General features: G+C 68.4%; 17 protein-coding genes and 1 pseudogene. 9 read left to right on the top strand and 9 right to left on the bottom strand.

All coding sequences use genetic code 11. From position 1 onward, the window contains the following. Positions 1 to 38 precede the first annotated feature (38 nt). Complete coding sequence (locus OEJ37_RS25570; protein WP_175918058.1) at positions 39 to 671, bottom strand: LysE family translocator; 633 nt, start codon at positions 669 to 671, stop codon at positions 39 to 41. A 126-nt stretch (positions 672 to 797) separates the two neighbouring features. Next, positions 798 to 1,694: a LysR family transcriptional regulator gene (locus tag OEJ37_RS25565; RefSeq protein WP_263346779.1), complete on the bottom strand. Its 897-nt coding sequence runs from the start codon at positions 1,692 to 1,694 to the stop codon at positions 798 to 800. Positions 1,695 to 2,112: 418 nt separating this feature from the next. Between OEJ37_RS25565 and OEJ37_RS25560 the strand changes: the two genes are divergently transcribed. After that, on the top strand, positions 2,113 to 2,961 hold the full coding sequence (locus OEJ37_RS25560) for a sulfite exporter TauE/SafE family protein (protein WP_263346776.1): 849 nt from the start codon (positions 2,113 to 2,115) through the stop codon (positions 2,959 to 2,961). A gap of 404 nt (positions 2,962 to 3,365) precedes the next feature. Here the strand turns inward: OEJ37_RS25560 and OEJ37_RS25555 are convergent, their stop codons facing one another. Beyond that, positions 3,366 to 4,316 carry a LysR substrate-binding domain-containing protein gene (locus OEJ37_RS25555; RefSeq protein ID WP_263346882.1) on the bottom strand — a complete coding sequence of 317 codons (951 nt, stop codon included), beginning with the start codon at positions 4,314 to 4,316 and terminating at the stop codon, positions 3,366 to 3,368. Between OEJ37_RS25555 and OEJ37_RS25550 the strand changes: the two genes are divergently transcribed. The 3 genes from OEJ37_RS25550 (at position 4,315) to OEJ37_RS25540 (ending at position 6,638) form a co-directional block, all read left to right on the top strand. Beyond that, positions 4,315 to 5,751, top strand: coding sequence for a D-serine ammonia-lyase (locus OEJ37_RS25550; RefSeq protein WP_263346774.1), 1,437 nt, complete (start codon positions 4,315 to 4,317; stop codon positions 5,749 to 5,751). The genes OEJ37_RS25555 and OEJ37_RS25550 overlap by 2 nt on opposite strands. A gap of 53 nt (positions 5,752 to 5,804) precedes the next feature. Continuing rightward, a complete protein-coding gene (locus OEJ37_RS25545; RefSeq protein WP_069617906.1) occupies positions 5,805 to 6,062 on the top strand; it encodes a hypothetical protein in 258 nt (85 codons plus the stop codon). Between the two features lie 276 nt (positions 6,063 to 6,338). Beyond that, a complete protein-coding gene (locus OEJ37_RS25540; RefSeq protein ID WP_175918060.1) occupies positions 6,339 to 6,638 on the top strand; it encodes a DUF4148 domain-containing protein in 300 nt (99 codons plus the stop codon). A gap of 97 nt (positions 6,639 to 6,735) precedes the next feature. Here OEJ37_RS25540 and OEJ37_RS25535 read toward each other — a convergent pair whose 3' ends face one another. Both OEJ37_RS25535 and OEJ37_RS25530 read right to left on the bottom strand, forming a co-directional pair. After that, entirely contained in the window at positions 6,736 to 8,517 is a 1,782-nt protein-coding gene (locus OEJ37_RS25535; RefSeq protein WP_263346767.1) for a diguanylate cyclase domain-containing protein, read from the bottom strand. Then, positions 8,514 to 9,644: an extracellular solute-binding protein gene (locus tag OEJ37_RS25530; protein ID WP_263346765.1), complete on the bottom strand. Its 1,131-nt coding sequence runs from the start codon at positions 9,642 to 9,644 to the stop codon at positions 8,514 to 8,516. The genes OEJ37_RS25535 and OEJ37_RS25530 overlap by 4 nt, the downstream gene beginning before the upstream one ends. Before the next feature lie 337 nt (positions 9,645 to 9,981). Between OEJ37_RS25530 and OEJ37_RS25525 the strand changes: the two are divergent. The 5 genes and pseudogenes from OEJ37_RS25525 to OEJ37_RS25505 form a co-directional block, all read left to right on the top strand. Then, a pseudogene (locus OEJ37_RS25525) lies at positions 9,982 to 10,171 on the top strand (MFS transporter); the annotation flags it as partial. Between the two features lie 105 nt (positions 10,172 to 10,276). Then, positions 10,277 to 11,710, top strand: coding sequence for a PLP-dependent aminotransferase family protein (locus OEJ37_RS25520; protein ID WP_263346879.1), 1,434 nt, complete (start codon positions 10,277 to 10,279; stop codon positions 11,708 to 11,710). 106 nt (positions 11,711 to 11,816) lie between these two features. Then, a complete protein-coding gene (locus tag OEJ37_RS25515) occupies positions 11,817 to 12,212 on the top strand; it encodes a hypothetical protein (RefSeq protein ID WP_263346763.1) in 396 nt (131 codons plus the stop codon). 196 nt (positions 12,213 to 12,408) lie between these two features. Continuing rightward, positions 12,409 to 14,193 (top strand): nitrite/sulfite reductase, encoded by a 1,785-nt coding sequence (locus OEJ37_RS25510; protein WP_263346762.1) that lies wholly within the window; start codon positions 12,409 to 12,411, stop codon positions 14,191 to 14,193. Then, a complete protein-coding gene (locus tag OEJ37_RS25505) occupies positions 14,190 to 14,633 on the top strand; it encodes a DUF934 domain-containing protein (protein WP_174418640.1) in 444 nt (147 codons plus the stop codon). Before OEJ37_RS25510 ends, OEJ37_RS25505 begins: the two co-directional genes overlap by 4 nt. Before the next feature lie 79 nt (positions 14,634 to 14,712). On the opposite strand, the gene OEJ37_RS25500 is transcribed toward OEJ37_RS25505, so the two are convergent. The 4 genes from OEJ37_RS25500 to nirD all read right to left on the bottom strand — a co-directional run bounded on the left by OEJ37_RS25500 (position 14,713) and on the right by nirD (position 23,689). After that, the gene (locus OEJ37_RS25500; RefSeq protein WP_263346761.1) at positions 14,713 to 15,996 is read right to left on the bottom strand and encodes a virulence factor family protein; all 1,284 of its coding nucleotides are present in this window, start codon (positions 15,994 to 15,996) and stop codon (positions 14,713 to 14,715) included. Continuing rightward, entirely contained in the window at positions 15,993 to 18,587 is a 2,595-nt protein-coding gene (gene mprF, locus OEJ37_RS25495; protein WP_263346760.1) for a bifunctional lysylphosphatidylglycerol flippase/synthetase MprF, read from the bottom strand. The genes OEJ37_RS25500 and mprF overlap by 4 nt, the downstream gene beginning before the upstream one ends. 553 nt (positions 18,588 to 19,140) lie before the next feature. Beyond that, positions 19,141 to 23,328, bottom strand: a complete 4,188-nt coding sequence (locus tag OEJ37_RS25490) for a bifunctional nitrate reductase/sulfite reductase flavoprotein subunit alpha (protein ID WP_263346758.1) — start codon at positions 23,326 to 23,328, stop codon at positions 19,141 to 19,143. Between the two features lie 16 nt (positions 23,329 to 23,344). Further along, complete coding sequence (gene nirD, locus OEJ37_RS25485; RefSeq protein ID WP_047903106.1) at positions 23,345 to 23,689, bottom strand: nitrite reductase small subunit NirD; 345 nt, start codon at positions 23,687 to 23,689, stop codon at positions 23,345 to 23,347. Positions 23,690 to 23,692 lie beyond the last annotated feature (3 nt).

Genomic DNA, 23,692 nt, shown 5'->3' with positions numbered 1-23,692 from the left:
TTGCTGGCTGCGGCTGCGCGAACCGCAAGCCGCCCGCTCTAGCGTTGCGATTCCAGCGCGATACGCACCGCCAATCCGGCGAGCACGGTGCCCATCAACCAGCGCTGGATCGACGCCCAGACCGGCCGTCCCGCCAGAAATCCCGCGATGGAACCGGCCATGCAGGCAATCAACGCGTTGACGCTGACGCTCACCGCGATCTGCACGCAGCCGAGCGCCAGCGATTGCGCGAGCACACTACCGTGCCCCGGTGAAATGAACTGCGGCAGCAGCGACAGATACATCACCGCGATCTTCGGATTCGCGAGGTTCGTGACGAAACCCATCGTGAAGAGCCTGACGCGGCTGTCGTGCGGCAACTGCCGGACCTGGAACGCGGAGCGGCCGCCCGGCTTGAGCGCCTGCCACGCCAGGTACGACAGATAGAGCGCGCCGGAAAAGCGCAGCACGTCGTACGCATACGGCACGGTCAGCACCAGCGCGGTGATGCCGAGCGCCGCGCAAAACATGTAGAAAACGAACCCCAGCGCGACGCCGCCGAGCGACACGAGCCCCGCGCGGCGGCCCTGGCAAATCGAGCGCGAAACCAGGTAGATCATGTTCGGTCCGGGTGTCAGCACCATGCCGAGCGACACGAGTCCGAACGCAAACAGGGTGGGCAAGGCCGGCACGGCAGTCTCCTTCGCGGCAGAGCAGTCAAGTTGACGAGGTTCGAACAATGTATTGCATCTCGACCATCTTCAGCATGAGTAAATTGCAAGCCCCCCATGAGCGCTTTTCATCGTGCGGATCGCGGGTTACCTGCCCTTCTTTGCGCGCGTCTGGATCGTCTTCCCCGCCTTGACGCGTTGTGCGTCGACGAGCCTCACGAACTCGTCGGTAACCGCGTTGCCGGCCACGTTCCACGACAACCGCACGGAACGATGCAGCCTCGGCGACAGTTCCAGCACGCGGCCGCCGAACGGCGTGTACGTGAGCGTGATGCGCGGAACGATCGACACGCCCATGCCGGCCTCCGCCATCGAAAGAATGGTGCGCATCTCGACCACGTTGAACGCGGCCCGAAGCGGCGCACCGCCACGCATGAAGTAATCCGCGATCAGCGGCCCGCACCCTGCCTTCGAGAAAATGAACGGCGCCGCGGACAACTGTTTTGCCGACACGCTCTTGCGGCCGCCGAACATGCCGTCCGCCGCCACCGCGACAAAATCCTCGTCGAGCAGCGGCAGATTGTGCGCGAAGGTCTTCGTGCCGGCCACCACGCCGATGTCGGCGGTGCCGTCGTCGATCCACCCTTCGACTTCGCTGTCCGTGCCTTCGAGCAGCACCGCCGACACGCCCTGGTGCATCTCCTTCAACGCCTCGAGCGCGGGGACGACGAACGCCAGCGAGACGCTCGGCAGCGACGCGACCACCAGCTTCCCTTCGAGCTTGCCGCGCGACAGGCTGAACTGCTGGCGCAGCATCTGAGCTTCACGCACCACGCTCTGGACATACGGCCACAGGCGTTCGCCCGCCGCCGTCAACACGACCGGCTGCCGGTCACGCCAGAGCAGCTTGACCTGCGTGATGTCCTCCAGCTCGGTCAATGCATGGCTGATCGCGGATTGGCTGCGACTGAGCTTGTCGGCCGCGGCCGTCAGCGAGCCGAGTTCGACTACGGCGGCCAGTGCCTGCAACTGCGCAAGCGTCATCGGGTCTCCTTGTTCCAGGGCATGTATGTTTCACATGAGGCGGCAAAGCATCATGAATTATATTGAACCCGACCGACGATACGGCAGACGGCATCGCACCCGGCGCCGCGCAGCGATCGAGCCGAACGTCCTCCGGCAGCGCTCAGGTAAGATGCAAGCTCGATCCGCCACGCCGATTGCATACGCACCGGCCGGCGGGCGAGAACCCATGTTGAACCACGCCGCCGCGTTGCTCATGCTTGCCGGTACGACCTGCCGGCCTGAAGGGCCGCGCGCCCGCAGGCCGCACCAAAGGCGCTGCCATGCGATCGGATGACCGGTTCAAGCCAGACCAAAACGAATGCGTGCGGAACGCACGTGACCGCAACAGGCTCCATCGACCGCGCTCGCTGCCGGTGATGCCGCGACATGCCATTCCATGATTCACTTCAATCTGACTGAAGGTGTGCTGGTCTCCAGCCTGCAGGGGCTTACCGCGTTCGACCTGGCCGGCATCGCCGTCGCGCTGCTGCTGGGCGGCATGGCCAAGGGGATCACGGGCATCGGCGTGCCGCTGATCGCGATGCCGATACTCAGCCAGTTCCTGCCGATCCGGCATGCGGTACTGCTGCTGTCGATGCCGATCATCCTCGGCAACATTCCGCAGGCGCTCGAAGGCGGCCAGGTGCTGGCGACGGCCCGGAAAATCGCGGCACCGATCGCGGGCACCGTCATCGGCAATATCGTCGGTGTGGCGATCCTGCTCTCCCTCAATCCGGGGCACGCACAGGCGGCATCGGGCGCACTGCTGATCGTTGCCGCGACGCTGATGCTCGCCGCGCCGAAGCTCAACCTGCCGGACGCGTGGCAGAAGCCCGTCGGATTCGCGCTCGGGTTCGGCGCGGCGCTGATGGAAAGCATCGCATCGGTTCCGGGCCCGCTGCTCGCCACCTACCTGATTTCGTCAGGCGCGACCGGGCGCGTATTCACGAAGCAGATCGCGATCATCCTCGTCGTGTCGATCGTCACGCTGATCACGACGTTCAGCGGCACCGCGCACGCCAGCGCCGCCGACCTGGCCATCTCGGCGGCGGCCAGCCTGCCCGCCATTGCCGGCATGTGGCTCGTCCGCCCGCTGCGGGACAAGATGTCGCCGAGGATCTTCCGGATGGTCGTGCTGCTGTTCGTGCTCGCCGCGGCATCGCAGATGATCTGGAAATCGGGCGTGTTCAGGCATGGCGGATCGCCCGTCGCTCAAACGGACAGCGGGCACGCGGGCAAGAAATGACGATCGACGCGCCGCCATCGATCGCGCATGCGTTCTGAAAGCTGCAAAGCGTAATATTCGCGGGCCCGGCGTTTCGCTCCGCCCGACGGCGCGGACGACACGTTACCGATTTTCTGCCCGCACGCTGATGCCGACGTCGGCGCTGCCCCGCTTTCAGAGGCACGAGATGGAAACTTATGTGTTGCTTGGCTGCGGACTCGGCCTTGGCCTGTTGATCGCCGTCTGGGGAATCTGGTCGCTCAGGTAAACCGCGCGATCCCACCGGCCTGCAAGGAATCCGTATGGAGACGGATGGGAAATCGTAGTTTCACGCACGCTTCCTGACCCGATTGCTTCGCAGTCCCATTCAATCGGCCGTGGTCGATGCTTCCCGACGAAAGCGCCGCGCGAACGAAGCGACATCGTCACCGGCATCCATTCCCGTTCGAAAACCATTGCGACCGTGCTTCGTCGAAGCGCGCGCACTCGGCCTTGAGCCAGTCCGAAAACGCCGCGGTGCGCGGATCGTCGGGATTGCGTGACAGCAGCATGTAGCGCGCCGGCGCGCGCACGTGCGTTCCGAACACGTCGACCAGCCGTCCGCTCACGATTTCGTCATGCACCAGCGCTGCGCGGCCCATCGCGACGCCCTGATGGTTCAGCGCGGCCGTGATCGCAAGGCTGGAGAAATTGAACTGTGGACCGTCCAGATGCGCGCTCCACGCCGGACGGGCTTCCTCCAGCCACGTGCGCCACTCCACGAACTCGGGCGCGCCGGCCCACGGCGCGGCATCGTGCAGCAGCACGACGCCGTCGAGCGACTCCCCGCCGGCGAACGACGGATGTTGCGCCAGATACGCAGGCGTCGCGACCGGAAACAGGGTTTCGTCGAGGATCGCGTCGGCATGCAGCCGGCTGTATTGCACCGGGTCGTAGCGCACCGCCACATCGATGTCGTCGGTTTCCATCGCCTGCCGGTCCAGCAACTGGAACTCGGCTTTCACGCGCACCGACACGTTCGGCTGTTGCCGGTGAAACTCGGTCAGGCGCGGCATCAGCCATTGCAGCGCAAGCGACGGCAGACAGCTCACCTGCAACGGCGCGTTCGGCATCCCGAGCGCCTGAAGCGTGCGATTGATGTCGCCGAACGCGCCCGACATCGTCCCGAGCAGCGTCGCGCCTTTCTCCGTCAACTTCAGCCCGCGCGCCTGACGAACGAACAGCGGATAGCCGAGCCGGTCCTCCAGGTGCCGGATCTGCTGGCTCACGGCGCTTTGCGTCAGGTTGAACGCCTGTGCCGTCTTCGTGAAGCTCAGCAGTCGGCCGGCGGTTTCAAAGCAGAGCAACGCACCGAGAATCGAACCGTCCAGTCGCATGGATATAAGCCAGGCTAATGCTTCCATTAGAAATCGGCGCTTTCGCGCCACCGGCCGAAATCGTAGCATTACCCGTCATCATTCTGCTGAACGACACCGAGGCCGATCCGTGACCGCCACGCTCCAACCCGCCAACCTATTAGCTGAACTGCAATCCCGCCGCCCATTGCTGTGGCTGAACCCCGATGCCGGCAGCCCGTTGCCGCAGGACGCGCCGTCGTTCGACGCCATTGCAGCGGCCGAAGCGCGGCTGGCGCGATGCGAGCCGCTGATGGCCGAGCTGTTTCCCGAGCTCGCGGCAACTGCGGGGAAAATCGAGTCGCCGCTGATGCCGGCGGATGACTTGCAGCGCGCGTTGTCGCACTCGGCCGACGAGCACGGCGCCTGGTTCATCAAGCGCGACGATGCGCTGCCGATCGCGGGTTCGATCAAGGCGCGCGGCGGCTTTCATGAAGTGCTGGCGCTCGCGGAGTCGATCGCGATCGAACACGGGCTGCTCGAACCCGCGGGAGACCGGCGGATCCTCGCGTCGGCCGCCGCACGCGCGCTGTTTGCCGCGCACACCGTCATCGTGGGCAGCACCGGCAATCTCGGCTTGAGCATAGGCGTGATGGCCGCCGCGCTGGGGTTCGAGTCGGTCGTTCACATGTCGACCGACGCGAAGCCGTGGAAGAAGGCACGCCTGAGAAACCGCGGCGTTCGCGTGGTCGAGCACGACGGCGACTATGCGCAAGCCGTCGCGGCCGGACGATCGCAGGCGCGCAATCGCCCGCGTTGCCATTTCGTCGACGACGAAGGCTCGCTGATGCTGTTCCTGGGTTATGCCGCAAGCGCCCGGCATCTTGCCGCGCAGCTCGCCGCGGCGGGCCGCATCGTGAGCGCGGCGCATCCGCTCTTCGTCCATATCCCGTGCGGTGTCGGCGGTGCGCCGGGCGGCATCGCCTATGGTCTCAACGCGCTGTTCGGCAAGCACGTGCACTGCTTTTTCGCCGAGCCCGTCGCTTCGCCATGCATGCTGGTCCAGCTTGCCGCCGGGGTCGACAAGCCGGTGTCCGTCTACGACGTGGGGCTCGACAACCGGACCGAAGCCGACGGCCTTGCGGTCGCACAGGCATCGCACCTTGTCGGTCCGTTGATGGCATCGCAGTTGTCGGGCGTCTTCACCGTCAGCGACGAGCAGCTCTACGCGCAACTGCTGGCGGTTCGGCGCACCACCGGCGTGGAACTCGAGCCGTCGGCCGCCGCTGCCGTCGGCGGGCCCGGCTGGCTGACGCGGTCGTCCGCCGGCCGCGACTACGTGCGTCGCCACGCGATCGACATGCGCCGGTCGACGCACGTCATCTGGGCAACGGGCGGCTCGCTCGTGCCGCCGGAAGAACACCACCGCTTCCAGTCGCACGCGCAAGCGCTCGCGAGCGCCGCACCCGGCGCTTGACGTGTTCGGCCCTGCGCCCTGCCCGGTTCCCGAAGACGCGTTAGACTGTCCCGATGGAACAATGCCGTTATTGCCAGAGAGTTCGCGATGAATGGGATTGCCACGGGGACGAATGCCGCCGGGCAATCGCAAAGGCGCTGCGCCGGCAGCGCGCGGGCCTGCCGATGGTGCCCGATCGCATCCGCAACGAGCTGCCGTCCGGCGCGCCCACCCAGCAGGTGATCGCCGTCCTGTCGCGCCAGCGCCTGCGCGCGCGCCGCGGCAACGAGGAACGCCGGGAGCGCAAGGAAATCGACGACGACGGCGTCTGATCCGGCCGCACCGCGGCTCGCCCGCATCATCTCCACCGCCCCCGTTGCCACCACGCGCCCGCGCGTGAGCAACGCCCGCCAGCCCCACCGCGCTCTTGCAAATCCGGCAATATCGAATGGGGACAGAAGGTATTTATCCCGGAATTGTTACCCCAGCCGCAACGATCTTTCGCCGAAATCCACGTTTACCCTAGGCCGACCGGCGCCTACGATGTAATCAACCGCTTACGACATGGTGTCGAACGCGGAAAGCCAAGACAAACATCGGAGGTCATCATGAAATCGCTCGTTTCCGCAGTCGTTGCCGCTGTCGCCCTGTCCGCCTCGTTCGGTGCATTCGCCCAAAGCACCGTGACCCGCGCACAAGTGAAGAACGAACTGGTCCAGCTCGAAAAAGCCGGCTACACGCCGGGCCTGTCGAGCCCGCACTACCCGGACGACATCCAGGCCGCGCAAGCCCGCGTGCGCGCCGCCGACAATACCGGCTACGGTGCGCAACCGGCCGCGACCGTCCAGGGCGGCGCGCCGGCCGCCAAGGCGCAAAGCCCGCGCGACTCGGTCTACTTCGGTCATTAAGCCTGCCGCTGCGCGCCCCGCGCGCAGTCCGCACATGCAACGAGCCCGTCCGTGACGGGCTCGTTGCGTTTGCATCGCGTGTTTTATCGGCCGGTGATCACCGGCTGCCGCCCGATGCGACGCGGCCGGCCTCGGCCGGGTCCGTCGCGACGGCGCCGCCGACCAGGTCCTGATAGCGCACGTACGCGCACTGCGCGGACGCCTTCGCCGCGTACATCGCCGCGTCGGCCTTGACGAGCAGCTCCTCGGCCGACGAGCCGTCGGCCGGAAACTCGCTGACGCCGATGCTCGCACCGACGGCCACACGCCGGTCGCCGAACTCCAGCTCCTCGGCCATCACGATCTGGATGCGCGACGCGACATCGGCGATCATCGCCGGCGATCGCACATCCGCAATCAGCACGATGAATTCGTCGCCGCCGAGCCTGGCGACCATGTCGCCGTTGCGCAGTGCGAGGCTCAGCCGCTTCGCGACCGCGACGAGCGTGCGGTCGCCGGCCGAATGCCCGTGCTGGTCGTTGATCTGCTTGAAGCGGTCGAGATCGACGAACATCACGGCCAGCCCTTCGCGCACCGCCGCGGCATGCCGGATCGCGGCATCGAGATGCTCCATGAACAGCAGGCGGTTCGGCAGCGCGGTCAGCGGATCGTGGCCGGCGAGGTGCGTGAGCTCCTGCTGCTTCGCGCGCAGCATCGCGACCTGCGTGCGGATCTCGACACGCATGCTGTCGAAACAGCGCGCGAGCACGCCGATCTCGTCGGCACGTCCGACCGGCAGCCGTTCGGCGGCCGGATCGTCGAACACGTGCGTCGCGGCACGCGCGAGCGCCTGCAGCGGCCGCGTGATCGCGCTCGCGAACAGGATCGCGAGGATCACCGCCATCAGGCTCGACACGAGCACCATCCGGACGATCCGATCGCCGAGCACGCCGGCCGGCGCCAGCACGTCGGCAAGCGGACGCGCCATCCCGAGCACGACGAAGCGGTTGCCCTCGTCTTGCCCGAACGGCGTGCGCGCGAACGCGAACATCTGCCCCGGCGCCGCGTCGGGCTGCTCGAGGCCATTGAGCGTCACGCTCGTGCGCGCGCCGTCGAACAGTTCGCGCGTGACGGCAAAACGGTCCTGCATCAGCACGCGCCGGCCGCGATCGAAGCCGAACGTCTGCGCCGGATCGGGATGCACGAGGAAATCGCCCCACTCGTTCGCGAGATACACCGCATAGTCTTCCGGCAGATCGCGTTCGAGCCGGTCGAACACGCGCGACAGTTCGACATCGACGACGAGCGCGCCGACCGTCTGGCCCGACGTGTCGACGACCGGCGTGCCCACGCGCAGGATCGGCAGCCCTTCGGCCGCGTGCGAACCCGTCTCGTGGTTGATCGCGATCGGCGACACGTAGATATGACCGGGCGCCGTCGCGAGCGTATCGAATACGTAGGAAAACTGTCCTTTTTCCTGGTACGCGCTTTCCGGCAGCACGACGATGCCGTGCGCATCGCGATCGACGCGAATGCGCTCGAGCCCGAATTGCCCGCCCTCGATCAACCGAATCTGCAGGTATTCCGGATGATTTTTCATGAAGCTGTAATACACCTGCTCGAGCCGCATGTGTCGCGCGCTGTCCGGAGTGTCGCTGCCCGCGACGAGCGCGGACGACGGCAACTGCGCGAGCACGAGCGCATCGGCGGCGACGTCGGACAGCGCGGTCGTGAAGCGCTGCCCGAGCAGCTGGGTCGACATCAGCAGGCTGTGCTGCGCTTCCTGCACGAGCATCGTGCGGTTCGCGTGATACGCGTAATAGCCGGTCGTGCCGGACGCGATCACGCCGATGCACGCGAACAGCGCCGACAGCTTCGACGTGAGCCCGAGCCGGATCATTTGTCGAACCGCTCCGGCCGGTCGCCCGACACGATGCGGCTCCACAGCGATTCGCGCCGCTCGATGTCCTCGACGGGCTGGAGCCACACGAGATGCTGGTGCCCCGTGTCGAGGCCCGGCGGCGGCTCGAGCGTATTCGCGAGCCCCTGGCGCTCGGTCAACAGCGCGCCGATCGCCGGTTCGAGCATGTAGTTGATCCACGCGAACGCGAGGTCGTCACGCTGCGCGCCGCGCGTGACGGCCCAGCAATCGAGCCACGCAAGCGCGCCTTCGTCCGGAATCACATAACCGACGTCCGCGCCGGCGCGACGCAACAGCTCGACCTGCTGCGTGCCGTAGTTGCCGAACATCAGCGCCGCGCGATGCCGGACGAACAGCGCGGTCGCCTCTTCTGGGAGCGTGTAGTACGTCAGCAGGTTGCGGCGCAGGTCGATCAGCTTGCGCGCGACGGCGAGCGTCTGCGCGGACGACAGTCGAAACGGATCGGGATAACCGAGCGCCAGCGCCGCGAACGAAAAATTGTGCTGCGCGCTGTTGAAATCGAGCACCTTGCCTCGATAGCGCGGATTCCACAGCTCGCGCATCGAGCGCGGCGCGGCCGGGACCTGCTTGCGGTCGTATATCAACCCCATCGACGAATACGTGAACGGGATCGCATAGGTCGCGCCGTCCCGCACGAGCCCGCCGATCGTCGCGAGCTGCCGGAAGTTCGGCAACTGCCGCCGCCGGTTCGGGATGCGCGCCAGGTCGATCGGCGCGAGCAGGCGTTCGTGCGCATAGCGCTGGATCTCGGCCGTGTTCGCGGCCAGCACGTCGTACGGCGGCGGCGCCGCGCTGTGCATCCGCGCCCACAGTGCTTCGTCGGAATCGACGAACGTCACTTCGACACGCACATGAAACCGCGCCTCGAATGCGCGGACGACGTCGCGATCCGCATAGCCGGGCCAGGCCAGCACGCGCAGCACGCTGTCGTTGACGGTTTCGGGAGAGTCGGCGAAAGCCGGCAGGCCGGGCGCCAGCAAGCCCAGCGTCAAGATGACGAGCAGCACGCGCACGGCGCCGCGGGCGCGCGTACGCGTGCCGATTCCCCTGATGAAACGGACCCCGTATGAATCGCCCGGCTGCATTCGACTATCCTTTTTCGAGTCGATGCGATATCCCGCAACAAGACCATAAAAAATACGGGCGCGCAATTGGAAATAGCCGCACGCGGCAGGCGTCGCGCATGCAGACGGCGACGTGCGCGACGCAGCGTCGATCCGATCTCGTTGCGGGCGCAGGAGAGCGGCAAGCCGGGCGAGGAATGATCAGAAGAATGCGCGTTGCCGGACGTTGGCCGGTTCGCATCGCGACGACGGTTGCGGTGACGACGCACCGCATGCGTCGCACGCGTGCCTGCGACCGTCGACGCCCCGATTGCGCCGGTCCGCCTCCGTCCGCGGGAATGACCGTCAGCGCCACGCCTGCGTGAACTTCGCGATCTACTGCTTCATCACGTGGTTCCCGAGCGACCTGCTGCAGTCGCGCGGCTTCTCGCTCGCGTCGCTCGGCACGTGGGGCATGCTGCCCGCGCTGCTCGCGATTCCCGGCGGCCGGGCTCGGCGGATATGTGTCGAGCAGCTCGTTCCGGCGCCGCAGCGGCACCCTCGCCGCGCCGCCCGCGCTTTTCTTTTCGGGCCGTGCATCGGACAATGACCCGCGCCCGCCGGCGCGGCGCCACTCCGGCCCGCACGCGGCGAAGGCGCCCCCGTCCACGCCGATGAAACGCTACGAAACCCTCGCCCACACGATCGCCGACGACATCCGCAACGGCAACCTCGCGGTCGGCACGCGCCTGCCTTCGCTGCGGCAAATCATCGCGCAGCACGGCGTGAGCCAGTCGACGGTGTTTCGCGCGTACTACCTGCTCGAACAGTGGGGGCTGATCCGCGCGCGCGAACGCTCGGGTTACTACGTCGCGCCGGGCGCAACGCCCGAAGCAGGCCCGGCCGCGAAGCGCCGCGCGAGCCGTGCCGGCGCATCGCGCAAGGTCGACATCAGCAGCCTCGTGTTCTCCGTCCTCGACGCGGCGACGCAGCCCGGCATCGTGCCGCTCGGCTCCGCGTTCCCGTCGCCGCACCTGTTTCCGCTGCAGCGCCTCGCGAAGTCGCTCGCGCAGGCCACGCGGCTCGTCAGCCCGTGGAGCACGGTCGTCGACCTGCCGCCCGGCAACGAGGCGCTGCGCCAGCAGATCGCGCGGCGCTATCTCGCGACGGGCGTGTCGCAGCCGATCGACGAGATCGTCGTCACGAACGGCGCGCTCGAAGCGCTGAACCTGTGCCTGATGGCCGTCACGCGGCCCGGCGACGTCGTCGCCGTCGAAGCGCCCGGCTTCTACGCGGCGCTACAGGCGATCGAGCGGCTCGACCTGCGTGCAGTCGAGATTCCCGTCGATCCGCGCACGGGCCTCGATCTCGATGCGCTCGCGAACGCGCTCGACCGGCACGACATCCGCGCGTGCTGGTTCATGACCAACTTCCAGAATCCGACCGGCGTCACGCTGTCCGTGGAAAAAAAGCGCGCGCTCGTCGACCTGCTCGCGGCGCGCGAAGTACCGCTGATCGAGGACGACGTCTACGGCGAACTGCATTTCGGCCCCGACTATCCGCTGCCCGCGCGCGCGTTCGACCGGCATGGCCTCGTGATGCACTGCAGTTCGTTCTCGAAGACGCTCGCGCCCGGCTACCGGATCGGCTGGGCCGCCGCCGGCCGGTTCGCGGAGAAGGTGCAGCGGCTCAAGCTGATGACGACGCTGTCGGCGAGCATTCCCGCGCAGGCCGGCATCGCGAACTATCTCGAACACGGCGGTTACGACCGCCATCTGCGCAAGCTGCGCGGCGCGCTGCATACGCAGCTCGACCGGATGGACGATGCGCTGCGGCGCTGGCTGCCGGCCGGCGTCGAATGGGTGCGGCCCGAAGGCGGGTATTTCCTGTGGCTCGCGTTCCCCGAAGCGATCGACGCGATGGAACTGCATCGCCAGGCGATCGCGCGCGGGATCAGCTTCGCGCCGGGGCCGCTGTTTTCGGCGGCGCACGGCTTCGAGCGCTGCGTGCGCGTGAACTTCGGCCATCCGTGGAGCCACGACATCGAGCGCGCGATCCGCGTGCTCGGCGAACTGGTCGCGCAGCCGTCGGTTCGCAAGGCCGGTTGAAGCGCGCGATGGGCACGATGCGCGCCGCCGACACGCGGGCCACGGCCATGCAGCCAATCCGCGCGCGGGTTACATTGCCGGTCTCGGCGCTTTTTCAAGAATTCCCATGAGCCAACTGCCCTACCTCGATCACGACGCGCTGTTGAAACTGGCGGCCGAAGCGGCGCATGTCACGCAGCCTTGCACGTGCACGAAGACCTCGCTCGCCGGATGGACGAGCCTGCCGCTGTCGCTGCCGGAAGCGCAACTGGCCGAAGTAGCCACGCTCGTGCCGCCCGGCGATGCGGAGCCGACCTATGCGGAATATCATCCGGCCGGTACGCGCTACGCGTCGGACGATGCACCGATCGCGCTGCGTCATTTCCCGTACAACCGCTGCAACGTCAGCCGCTGCCGCTCGTGCGGCCGCCTGTTCCTGCGCTATCAGGAAGGCGGCGGCTACTTCGTCGACCAGCGCATCCGCGCGCTCGATCCGGCGCTCGTCGTCGACGCCGACGCGTAAAACCGCCACGGGCATCGACGCATGCCCGCCCCGCGCCGGCGCCGGGCCCGCCATCTGCTGCGCCCTTTTCGTCCCGATCTGCTGCTTGTCCCGCCGCACCGCGTTCCCTACGCTGTCTTCCGTTGCCCGACATCCGTCGCAACGCCCCTCCGAGCCGTGCGCATGCCGCGCCGCGGCTCCTCTCGCGTATCACGTCATGTATCGATATACCGATTTCGACCGGGCGCTCGTGCACAGCCGCGCCGCCCAGTTTCGCGACCAGCTCGAGCGCTGGCAGCACGGCACGCTGAGCGAGGACGCGTTCCGGCCGCTGCGCCTGCAGAACGGCTGGTATGTGCAGCGCCACGCGCCGATGCTGCGCGTCGCCGTGCCGTACGGCGAACTGTCGAGCGCGCAGCTTCGCGTGCTCGCGCGGATCGCGCGCGACTACGACGTGCCCGACGACGCCACCTACCGCGCCGCGAGCGACGCGCAGGCATTGCTCGGCACGCTGCGCCTGCCGACCCGCAGCGCGCACTTCACGACGCGCACCAACGTGCAGTTCAACTGGATTCCGCTCGCGAAGGCGGCCGACGTGATGGACCTGCTCGCGACCGTCGACATGCACGGCATCCAGACGAGCGGCAACTGCATCCGCAATATCTCGTGCGACGAGCGCGCGGGTGTCGCGCCGGACGAGATCGCCGATCCGCGCCCGTTCGCCGAAGTGATGCGCCAGTGGACGACGCTGCACCCCGAGTTCGCGTTCCTGCCGCGCAAGTTCAAGATCGCGATCACCGGCGCCGCCGAAGACCGCGCGGCGACCGACTGGCACGACGTCGGGCTGAAGCTCGTGCGCGACGACACGGGCGAGCTCGGCTTTCGCGTGAGCGTCGGCGGCGGGATGGGCCGCACGCCGATGATCGCAACGCTGCTGCGCGCGTTCCTGCCGTGGCGGCACGTGATGAACTACATCGAGGCGATCGTCCGCGTGTACAACCGCTACGGGCGGCGCGACAACAAGTACAAGGCGCGGATCAAGATTCTCGTCAAGACCGAGGGGCAGCGCTACATCGACGACGTCGAGGAGGAGTTCCGCCAGATCGTCGACCATGACGGCGGCCCGCACACGATTTCGCAGGCCGAATTCGATCGCGTCGCCGCGTCGTTCGTGCCGCCGCGGCTCAAGCCGCGCACGCTCGACCTGCCCGACGCGAATGCGCGCATGTCCGCACAGGCGAGCCGCCATCCGGCATTCGCGCGCTGGCTCGCGCGCAATGTCGCCGCGCACCGCGACCCGGCGCTGCGTATCGTCACGCTGTCGTTCAAGCGCCGCCTGCAGGCGCCCGGCGACGCGTCGCCGGACCAGCTCGACGCGCTCGCCGATCTCGCCGACCGCTACTCGGCCGGCGAGGCACGCGTCACGCATACGCAGAACGTCGTGCTGCCGTGGGTACATGTCGACGACCTGTTCCTGCTGTGGGAGAACGCACGCGCGATCGGACTCGCCAGCGCGAACGTCGGGCTGCTGACCGACATGATCGCGTGCCCGGGCGGCGACTTCTGCGCGCTCGCGAACGCGCGCTCGATCCCGATCGCCGATGCGATCGCCGAGCGCTTCCAGGATCTCGACCTGCTGCACGACGTCGGCGACATCGACCTGCACATCAGCGGCTGCATCAACTCGTGCGGCCACCATCACAGCGGCCACCTCGGCATCCTCGGCGTCGACAAGGACGGCGCGGAGTGGTACCAGGTGACGCTCGGCGGGTCGGACGGCTCGATCGCGAGCGGCCCCGCGCGGCCGGGCAAGGTGATCGGCCCGTCGTTCTCGGCGGACGAGATCGTCGATGTCGTCGACGCGATCGTCAACGTGTATCTCGACGCGCGGATCGAGGCGAACGGTCGCAGCGAACGATTCATCGACACGGTGCTCCGCATCGGCGCGGAACCCTTCAAGGCCGCCGCGAACGACGCGCGCCACCAGGCGGAGCACGCATGAAGCCAGCCAGCGACAACGCAAGCACGAACGCACGCATCCGGCTGCTGACGCCGGCCGAACACGCGGGCGATACGCAGGAACACGACGATTCGACGCTGACGATCGGCAACGACGAGGAACTACCGCCGCTTGCCGCGCGGATCGCGCAGGCCGCGCGCATCGACCTGCAGTTCCCGTCGTTTACCGACGGCCGTGCGTACAGCCAGGCATACCTGCTGCGCAAGCGCTTCGGCTTTGCCGGCGACCTGCGCGCGACCGGCGACGTGCTGGTCGACCAGCTGCTGCTGATGGAACGCACGGGGTTTTCGAGCGCGGTGCTCGGCGACGGCGCGGACATCGCGGCCGCGCGGCGGCAACTCGACCGGTTTCCCGGCTTCTATCAGCGCGATGCGAGAACGGCAACGCCGCCGCACGGCACGGCGGCGCAAGCCGGAAAATGAAACGGGCGGCACGCTGGCCGCCCGTACGATGAACCGGAAGCAAACCGGCCGGCGCCCGCCGCGAAGCGGGCGCCGGCGTTCAGCGCGCCGCCACCGGCTTGCCGAACCCGCCGAGGATCTTCTTCTCGAGCGCGAGGTAGTCGCGGCCGAAGTGGTGATCGCCCTGCGTCTTGATCACGTCGGCACCGGTGTTCACGAGCGCCGGACACATCGTGTCCTTCTCTTCCGCGCCATAGAAGCACTGCACGAGCTGCGGCGGCACCTTCGCGATTTCCGGCGCAACCTTCAGCGCGTTGTCGCTCGCGGGCATGCCGAGCCAGCCCGTCACGCGGATCTGGAAATCGGCGGACGGCGCGAAGCCGAGCAGCGACATCACCGCGACCTTGTCGCGCAGGTCGCCCGGCAGCCGGTTGTACGCGAACGGCATCACGTCGGCGCCGAACGAATAGCCGACCAGCGCGACACGGTTCGCATGCCAGCGTGCCATGTAGGTGCGCATCACGCGCGCGAGATCGCGGCTCACCTGCGCGGGCGGCTTCTCGCTCCAGAAATAGCGCAGGCTGTCGATGCCGACCACCGACACGCCATCGCGCTGCAGCGCCTCGGCGATCGTCTTGTCGAGATCGCGCCAGCCGCCGTCGCCCGAGATCACGATCGCGAGCCGGTCGCTGCCGCCCTTGGCCGGCAGCTCGACGAGCGGCAGGTCCGACACGTCGAGTTCGTCACCGCTGCTGCTGTTGTCCCGCAGGTGCGACGCGACGAGCGACACGAGCTTCGTGGTGTCGCCCGCGGCAGCCGTTTCGACAAAACCCGGCATCGCGCGGCGCACGATCGTCGGATCGGGCGGGCACGGCTTGAAGCGCGGATCGAGCTTCGGTGCCGGGGCGACCGATACGACGCCGGCGATCGTGCTCTCCGGCGCCATCGCCAGGATCTGCTTCGCGATCGCACCACCCCGGCCCACGCCCGCGACGATCGGCGTGAAATAGCGCGACGACTGCGCGAGACGTTCGAGCTGGTGGCTGACCGCCTCGGCGTCGCCGTCGAGGTGATGGCAGGTCTCCTGCTTCGCGGCGAGGTTCGTCGCATAACGCTCGGAATCGACGCCGACCGTCATCGCACCGGCCTTCGCGAGCGCATCGGCGGCCTGCTGATCGGCGGCATTCCAGCCGGCCTCACGCGAGAACAGCACGACGAAGCCGCGCAGCGGCCCGCTCGGCTTGGTCACGGTGACGGGCCCGTAGCGGCCGCCCGACACGATTTCGGCCTTCACGGCGGCCGGTTGCGCGGCGCACGCGGCGCCGGCCAGCATCATTCCCGCGCAGGCGGCTGCCGCCCGCGCGATTCCCTTCTTCGACATCATGAACGCCGACCTCCAGCCAGCAATGACAGATCCGCAAGCGTGACGAACACGCCGACCGAGCCCGAGGCCGCGAGGTAACGCGGCTCCCAGTGCGGTTCGAACTTGCTCTTGAAAGCGCGCAAGCCGCGGAAGTTGTAGAAGCGGCCGCCGAAGCGCCAGACCATCAGCCCGAGCCGGTGCCACGGCGACGGCATCTTCGCCGCCCCCATCCCCGAGAACGGCGCGATGCCCAGGCTCAGCTTGCGGAAACCCGCTTCCTTCAGATGCAGCGCGAGCTGCGTGAACAGATACTCCATCGCGTACGGCGACGCGTCCGGCAGATGGCGCATCACGCCGACCGTCGCCTCGGTGTTGAGGTCGGTCGTCATGAACGTGACGAACGCGATCGGCTTGTCGGCCTGCCGCACGAGCATCACCGACTGCGTCGCGAGATAACCGTCGTGGAACGCGGCAACCGAGAAGCTCTTCTCGCGCGCGTCGCGGCTGTCGAGCCAGCCGTCCGAGATGTCGCGCAGCGCCGGCAGCGCGACCGGCACGTCGCCCGGCGCGATCACCTCGACCGTCAGTGCGTCCTTGTCGCCGCGGCGCAGCGCGTAGCGCAGGTGCGAGCGGTTCGAGCCCTTCAGGTCGAACTGGTCGAGCGCGATATGCGCTTCCTCGCCGAGCTTCATCAGCGTGAGCCCCGCGTCGAGATACAGCGGCAACGCGTTCGCGCGCACCTGGTAGAACGCCGCGCGGCCGCTGTGCGCGTGCGCGAGCGCAATGAACTTGCCGATCAGCGCCGGCCATTCCTCGCGCGGCCCGACCGGGTCGTGCAGCGCGGCCCACGTGCGGCCGTACTTCGCGTACATCAGGAACGCCTGGCGCGATTCCGAGAACAGGAACGACTTGTCGCCCATCAGCGCGAGGCCCGCATCGCTGCATTCCTGCGCGCGGATGATCCGTTCGGCATCGAACAGATCCTGCGGCGCAGGCTTCACGAAACGGCCGGGCGCCGGGCGCAGCAATTGCCACAGCGCGAACATCGCGACGAACACGCCGGCCGCGAGCGTCGCGCGCAGCGCACGCGGCGCGCGCGCGTCGAACGAGAAATGCGACCACAGCTCGCGTGTGTACGGCACGTCGCGGAACGCGAAGAACAGCACCCACACCGCCAGCATCAGCACCATCGTCACCGACACGAACCAGCTCACCGTGAAGCGCTCGGCGAGCAGCGACGAATGACGGTTGAAGCGGCGGCGGCTGACGAGCAGCAGCACCAGCAGCGTGCCGAGCACGCCGGCCTCGACGAACGCGAGGCCCTTCGCCAGCGACAGCGCGAGGCTCGCGAGCGTCAACGCGAAGGTCATCCACCATGCGCCGTCAAGGCGGCGCAGCAGCCCGCGCGCGACGAACAGCAGCGCGACGCCGAGCACGCTGCAGATCACCTGCGAGCCTTCGAGCACCCACAGCGGCACGAGGTGGCGCAGGATCGCGATCCGGTGCCAGAACGCGGGCGTCGCGCTCGAGATCACCAGCATGCTGCCGACCGCGAAGGTCACGAGGCTCAGGAACAGCGGCGCGAGCAGCGACACGCGCGCGGCCTGCCGCGTCACGAGCCGGCGCCGCAGCGCGCGGCCCTCGAAACCGGCCAGCAGGCCGGCCGACAGCACGAGCGGCACGCCGAAGTAGATCGCGCGATACGCGATCAGCGCGGCGACCATCGCGTGCGCGGGCACTTCGCGGCCGAGCGTGAAGACCATCGCGGCTTCGAACACGCCGATCCCGCCCGGCGTATGGCCGATCATCCCGAGCAGCAGCGCGGCCGCGTACACGGTGATGAAGGTCGGGAAGCCGACCGGCGCGGCCGGCAGCAGCACCCACAGCGTCAGGCCCGCGGCGACGACGTCGAGCACCGCGTAGACGACCTGCGCGACGAGATCGCGCCGCGCCGGCACGTCGAACGACAGCCACTTGAAGCGCGTGACGACCGGGCGCGCGGTGTTGCCGCACATGACGACCAGCGCGGCCAGCGCCACGAGCAGCGCGGCGCCGCTCCAGGTGAGCACGCCGGGCGCGACGTGCAGCATCGCGGCGAGCGCCTCCGGCACGCAGACCATGCCGACCGCCGTCATCAGCACCATCGCAAGCGCCAGCGTGCCGCTCGTGAACACCGTCATCCGGCCGATCTGCGCGGGCGTGACGCCCGACACGCCGTACACGCGCGCGCGGACCGCGCCGCCCGTCAGCGCGCCGAAGCCGGTCGCGTTGCCGAGCGCGGAACCGGCGATCGCGCCGATCCACAGCGCGACGCGCGGCACCTTCGCGCCGACATAACGCAGGCCGACCGCGTCGCGGGCGACGAGCGCGAGATAGCTGAGGGCCGTCGCGGCCAGCGACGCGCCCCATTCGCCGACGGACATGTGGCGCAACTGGCGGATCACCGACCGGTAGTCGACGGATTCCGACAGGTGCTGGAACACGACGATCAGCAGCAGGCCGATGCCGAACGCGAGCAGCGGCGACAGCACGCGCTCGTTGCGAACCAGCGCCGAGGCACGGGCGATCGCCGCCGCGGCACGGCCCGGCGACCCAGGGTGGCGGGAAGACATAGGTTGTTCAGTGGTGGTGCATAGCGAGTCGCGGCGCGGGATGGCCCGGCGGCGACATATCTGGTTGTTCTGCGTGGGCGGTCGGCCGAAGACGGAGGCAGGTGGCGCCTGGATCAGAACTTACGAGTATACGGAATTTATATTACAGAATCTTTCGGGCCCGCATTGTGCGGTTTTGTGGCACGCGGGACGCGTTAACATCGCATCAAATTCGTGCGGCCGATAAACGCAAGGTGCGCATCATACCGGGAACCGGAGCGGTTTTTTCATCTGATGAATGACGGACCGCGCATTTGGGGGAAATTCTCCCGGCCGGGCTGCGCGGGCGAGCACGAAATCACCGGCGGGCCCCTCGCGCAGCCACGACGCCGGCAATCTCGGCACGACGCACTGCCCGATCCCCATCGTCACGGTCCAGCTCGCCGCTTCGACGCCCGGCGGCGGAAACGCGTTGCAGAACGGCCATCCCGACAGCCCGGATCGCCGCCGGCTGACCGGCCACCGTGCCGGGCCAGCAAGCCGGCACGGCCGCGTCGAGCCGCCCCGCCTGCGTTCAATACACGTCCCGCATGTAGCGCCGCGCCTTCGCGAGCCGCGCGACGTAGTCGCTCGCGTCGTCGTCCGACATCCCGCCGTGCTCGGCGACGACCGCCTTCAACGCCGTATCGACATCCTTCGCCATCCGCGACGCGTCGCCGCACACGTAGAAGTGCGCGCCTTCCTCCAGCCAGGCGAACAACTCGGCGCCCTGCTCGCGCATCCGGTCCTGCACGTAGATCTTGTCGGCCTGGTCGCGCGAGAACGCGAGATCGAGCCGCGTCAGGAAGCCGCTGTCGTGCATCGCGCCCAGCTCGTCGCCGTAATAGAAGTCGGTCTGCGCGTGCTGCTCGCCGAAGAACAGCCAGTTGCGCCCGCGCGCGCCGCGCGCCTGCCGCTCATGCAGGAAGCCGCGGAACGGCGCGACGCCGGTGCCCGGGCCGACCATCACGATCGGCACGTCGCCGTTCACCGGCGGCCGGAAATGCGCGGACTTCTGCACGAACACCGGCACGCGGCCGTCGTCCGCGCGATCGGCGAGAAACGTCGATGCAACGCCTTTGCGCGCGCGCCGGCCGTTGTGATAACGCACGGCCGACACGGTCAGGTGGATCTCGCCCCGATGCGCGCTCGGGCTCGATGCGATCGAATAAAGGCGCGGCTGCAGCCGCTTCAGCATCCCGACCAGCTCGGTGCCCGACAGCTCGACCGGAAACTCGTGCAGCACGTCCGCAAGCTGCTGCCCCCACAACCATTGCTTCAGGTCGCCCTTGCGATCGTCGCCGAGCAGCGACTTCAGCGCGCCGTTCGCACTGCGCGATGCGATGAACGCAAGCGTGTCCGGATGCGGGCGCGTGATGTCGAAGTGGCGCGCGAGCGCATCGCCGAGCCGCACGTCGCCGACGCCCGCCACCGACACGGGTGCGTCGGCCTTCAGCGCGGTGACGGACAGCAACTCGTCGACCAGCTCCGGGCAGTTGGTCGGCCACACGCCGAGTGCGTCGCCGGTTTCGTATTCGAGGTTCGCGCCTTCGGTCGACAGCGACACATAACGCGTGTCCTTCGCGGCGCCCGGACGGTTGAGCCGCAGGTTCGCGACGAGCTTCGACGGCGCCGGATGCGCCTTCGACGGCAGCAGCCCCGACGGGCTCATTCCGCCCGACGGCACCGCATGCAGCGCGGCATCGGCCTCCTTGATCCGCGCGACGACGCGTTCGAGCCACTGGTCCGCATCGTTCTGGAATTCGACATCGCAATCGACCCGCGCGCACAGGCGTGCCGCGCCGAGTTCCGCGAGCCGCGCGTCGAGCCGGCGGCCGTGGCCGCAGAACCGGTCGTAGTTGCGATCGCCGAACGCGAGCACCGCGAAGTGCACGCCGTCGAGGCGCGCGGCGCTGCCGGCCTGCAGCGCGTCCCAGAACTCGCTGCCGTTGTCGGGCGCATCGCCATCGCCGAACGTGCTCGTCATCAGCAGCACGTATTGCGCGCCCGCGAGCGACGCGACCGGATAGTCGGACATGCACGCGGTGCGGATCTCGAAGCCTGCGTTCATCAGCTGCGTCGCGTAATCCTCGGTCAGCGATTCGATGTTGCCGGTCTGCGACGCCCACAGCAGCACGACCTTCGGGCGCGTGCGCACGATCCGCACGCCGCCGGGCGCGGCGGCATCGGCCGGCAATGCCGATGCAACGGCAACCTGCGAACTCACGGGCAGCGAACGGCTGAACAGGCCCGCGAGCATCCCGTCGAGCCAGAACCGCACCGGCGGCGTGAGCGGCGCGCCGGCCGGCAGCACCGGCACGCCGCCCTCGCGCCGGCCGGCGCTCGCCTTCAGCCCGCTGACGAGGCCGGCCACGTACAGCCGCTCGGTGTCGGTCAGCGGCGGCGGCGCGAGGTCGGTCACGCCGAGCTCGGCCGCGAAAGTGTCGATGTCTGCCATGTCGGATTCCTGTGAAGCAGTGGCCTGCACCATCGCCGAAGCGGGCCGTGCGTCGTCGGCGCATGCATCGGGTTGCGCCGTCTCGTCGTCGGCGGACGCGAACGCGTCGGTCTCGACGCGCCGCAGCGCGACCGCGCAATATTTCAGTTCGGGTTGCTGCGATTCGGCATCGATCGCGTCGTTCGTCACCGCGTTGATGCACAGGTCGTCGCCGTACACGTCGTTCCAGTGCATCGGCGCGAAGCAGTTGCCGCGCCGCACGCGCTCGGTCACGACGGCCGGCAGCACCGCGCGGCCGCGCGCCGAACGGATCTCGACGCTGTCCTTCGCGGCGATGCCGAGCGCGCTCGCATCGTCCGGGTGAAGCTCGACGAACGGGCGCGGGTTCAGCTTGTTCAGCATCGCGACCTTGCCCGTCTTCGTCATCGTGTGCCATTGATGCTGCAGCCGCCCGGTGTTCAGCACGATCGGGAACGTGTCGTCGGGCAGCTCGGCCGGCGCGACGTGCGGCCGCGCGAAAAAGCGCGCCTTGCCCGACGGCGTCGGGAACGCGAGATGCGGCGCATCGCTCCCGTCGGCCGCCGTGCGCGGCGTCTGGCTCACGCCGTCGTTCAGGTAGCGGATCGGGTGCCGCTCGCGCGCGGTGCCCGGCGCGACCGGCCACTGCACCGGGCCATCGCGCAGCGCCGCATGGCTCGCGCCGCGCAGGTCGTAGCCCGTCGCCGGATTCGAGAAACGCACGATCTCGTCGAACACGTCGGCCGCCGACGCATAGTCGAACGCGTCGCCGAAGCCCATCGCGCGCGCGACTTCCGCGACGATGCGCCAGTCGGGCAGCGCGTCGCCGGGCGGCGCGACCGCCGCGTGCATCAGCGTCATGTTGCGCTCGGAGTTGACCATCACGCCGTCGCCCTCGGCCCACAGCGCGCCGGGCAGCAGGATGTCCGCGTAGCGGTTGGTCTCGGTGTCGAGGAACGCGTCCTGCGCGATCACGAGCTCCGCGGCCTGCAGCCCGGCGATCACGTTCTGCCGGTTCGGCACGGTCGCGACCGGGTTCGTGCAGACGATCCAGCACGCCTTGATGTCGCCGGCCGCCATCCGCGAGAACAGGTCGACGGTGCCGTGGCCGGTTTCCTTGCGCAGCGTGCCGGCCGGCACGCGCCACAGGTTCTCGACGAAGCGCCGGTCGTCGTCGGACAGCACCGAGCGCTGGCCCGGCAGGCCGGCGCCCATGTAGCCCATCTCGCGCCCGCCCATCGCGTTCGGCTGGCCGGTCAGCGAGAACGGCCCGCTGCCGGGGCGGCAGATGCGGCCCGTCGCGAGATGCAGGTTGCAGATCGCGTTGGTGTTCCACACGCCGTGCGTGCTCTGGTTGAGCCCCATCGTCCAGCAGCTCATCCACTCCTGCGCGTCGCCGATCCATTGCGCGGCCGTGCGCAGGTCGGCTTCCGCGAGCCCCGTGATTTCCGCGACGCGCTCGGGCGTGTAGTCGGCGAGGAACGCGGGCATCGCGTCCCAGCCTTCGGTGTACGCGTCGATGAACGCGGCATCGGTGCGGCCGTTCGCATGCAACAGGTGCAGCAGCCCGTTCGTCAGCGCGAGATCGGTGCCGGGCCGGATCTGCAGGAACAGGTCGGCCTTGTCGGCCGTACCGGTGCGGCGCGGATCGACGACGATCAGCTTCGCGCCGGCCTTCACGCGATCCATCATCCGCAGGAACAGGATCGGATGGCAGTCGGCCATGTTCGCGCCGATCACGAAGAACAGGTTCGCGCGATCGAAATCCTGGTACGACCCGGGCGGGCCGTCCGCGCCGAGCGACTGCTTGTAGCCGGTGCTCGCGCTCGCCATGCAGAGGCGCGAGTTCGACTCGATGTTGTTGGTGCCGACGAAGCCCTTCGCGAGCTTGTTGACGAGGTATTGCGCCTCGATCGACATCTGCCCCGACACGTAGAACGACAGCGCGTCGGGGCCGTGCGCATCGAGCACCGCGCGCAGGCGGCGCGCGGTCTCGGCGATCGCGTCGCGCGCCGGCAGCGGCACGAGGTCGTCCTCGCGCGCACGGCGCACGAACGCGCGGTCGAGCCGTCCGGAGCGGCGCAGCGCGACGTGCGCCGACGAACCCTTCGTGCACAGCCGCCCGAAGTTGGTCGGATGGTCGGAGTCGCCGGACACCTTGACGACCTCGCCATCCTCGACGTGCAGCACCATCCCGCAGCCGACGCCGCAGTACGGGCACACGCTCTTGACGGGGGTGGCGGTCATGCGCGCTCCGGGGCGGTCAGGCCGCGATCCACACGAAGCCGTCCTCGACCCGCGACGGATACGCGCTCACCGACTGCTCGGGCGCTTCGAGGCATTCGCCGGTGCGCAGGTCGAAATGCTGCTTGTACAGCGGCGACGCGACGACGACGCGCTCGCCGAGGCTGCCGATCAGCCCGCGCGACATCACGGCCGCCTGCGACACGGGATCGACGTTGTCGATCGCGAACACGCCGCCGTCGGCGTGCGCGACGTGAAACACCGCGACCTGCTCGCCGTTGACGAGCGCGCACACGCCGGTGTTCGGCACGATGTCGTCGAGCGGGCACACGCGGGTCCAGGACAGCGGAAGACGATCGTTCATGAT

The organism is Burkholderia sp. BKH01 (genome assembly GCF_025685725.1).
Classification (GTDB): domain Bacteria; phylum Pseudomonadota; class Gammaproteobacteria; order Burkholderiales; family Burkholderiaceae; genus Burkholderia; species Burkholderia pyrrocinia_C.
This window is presented reverse-complemented; position numbering and strand designations above follow the sequence as displayed.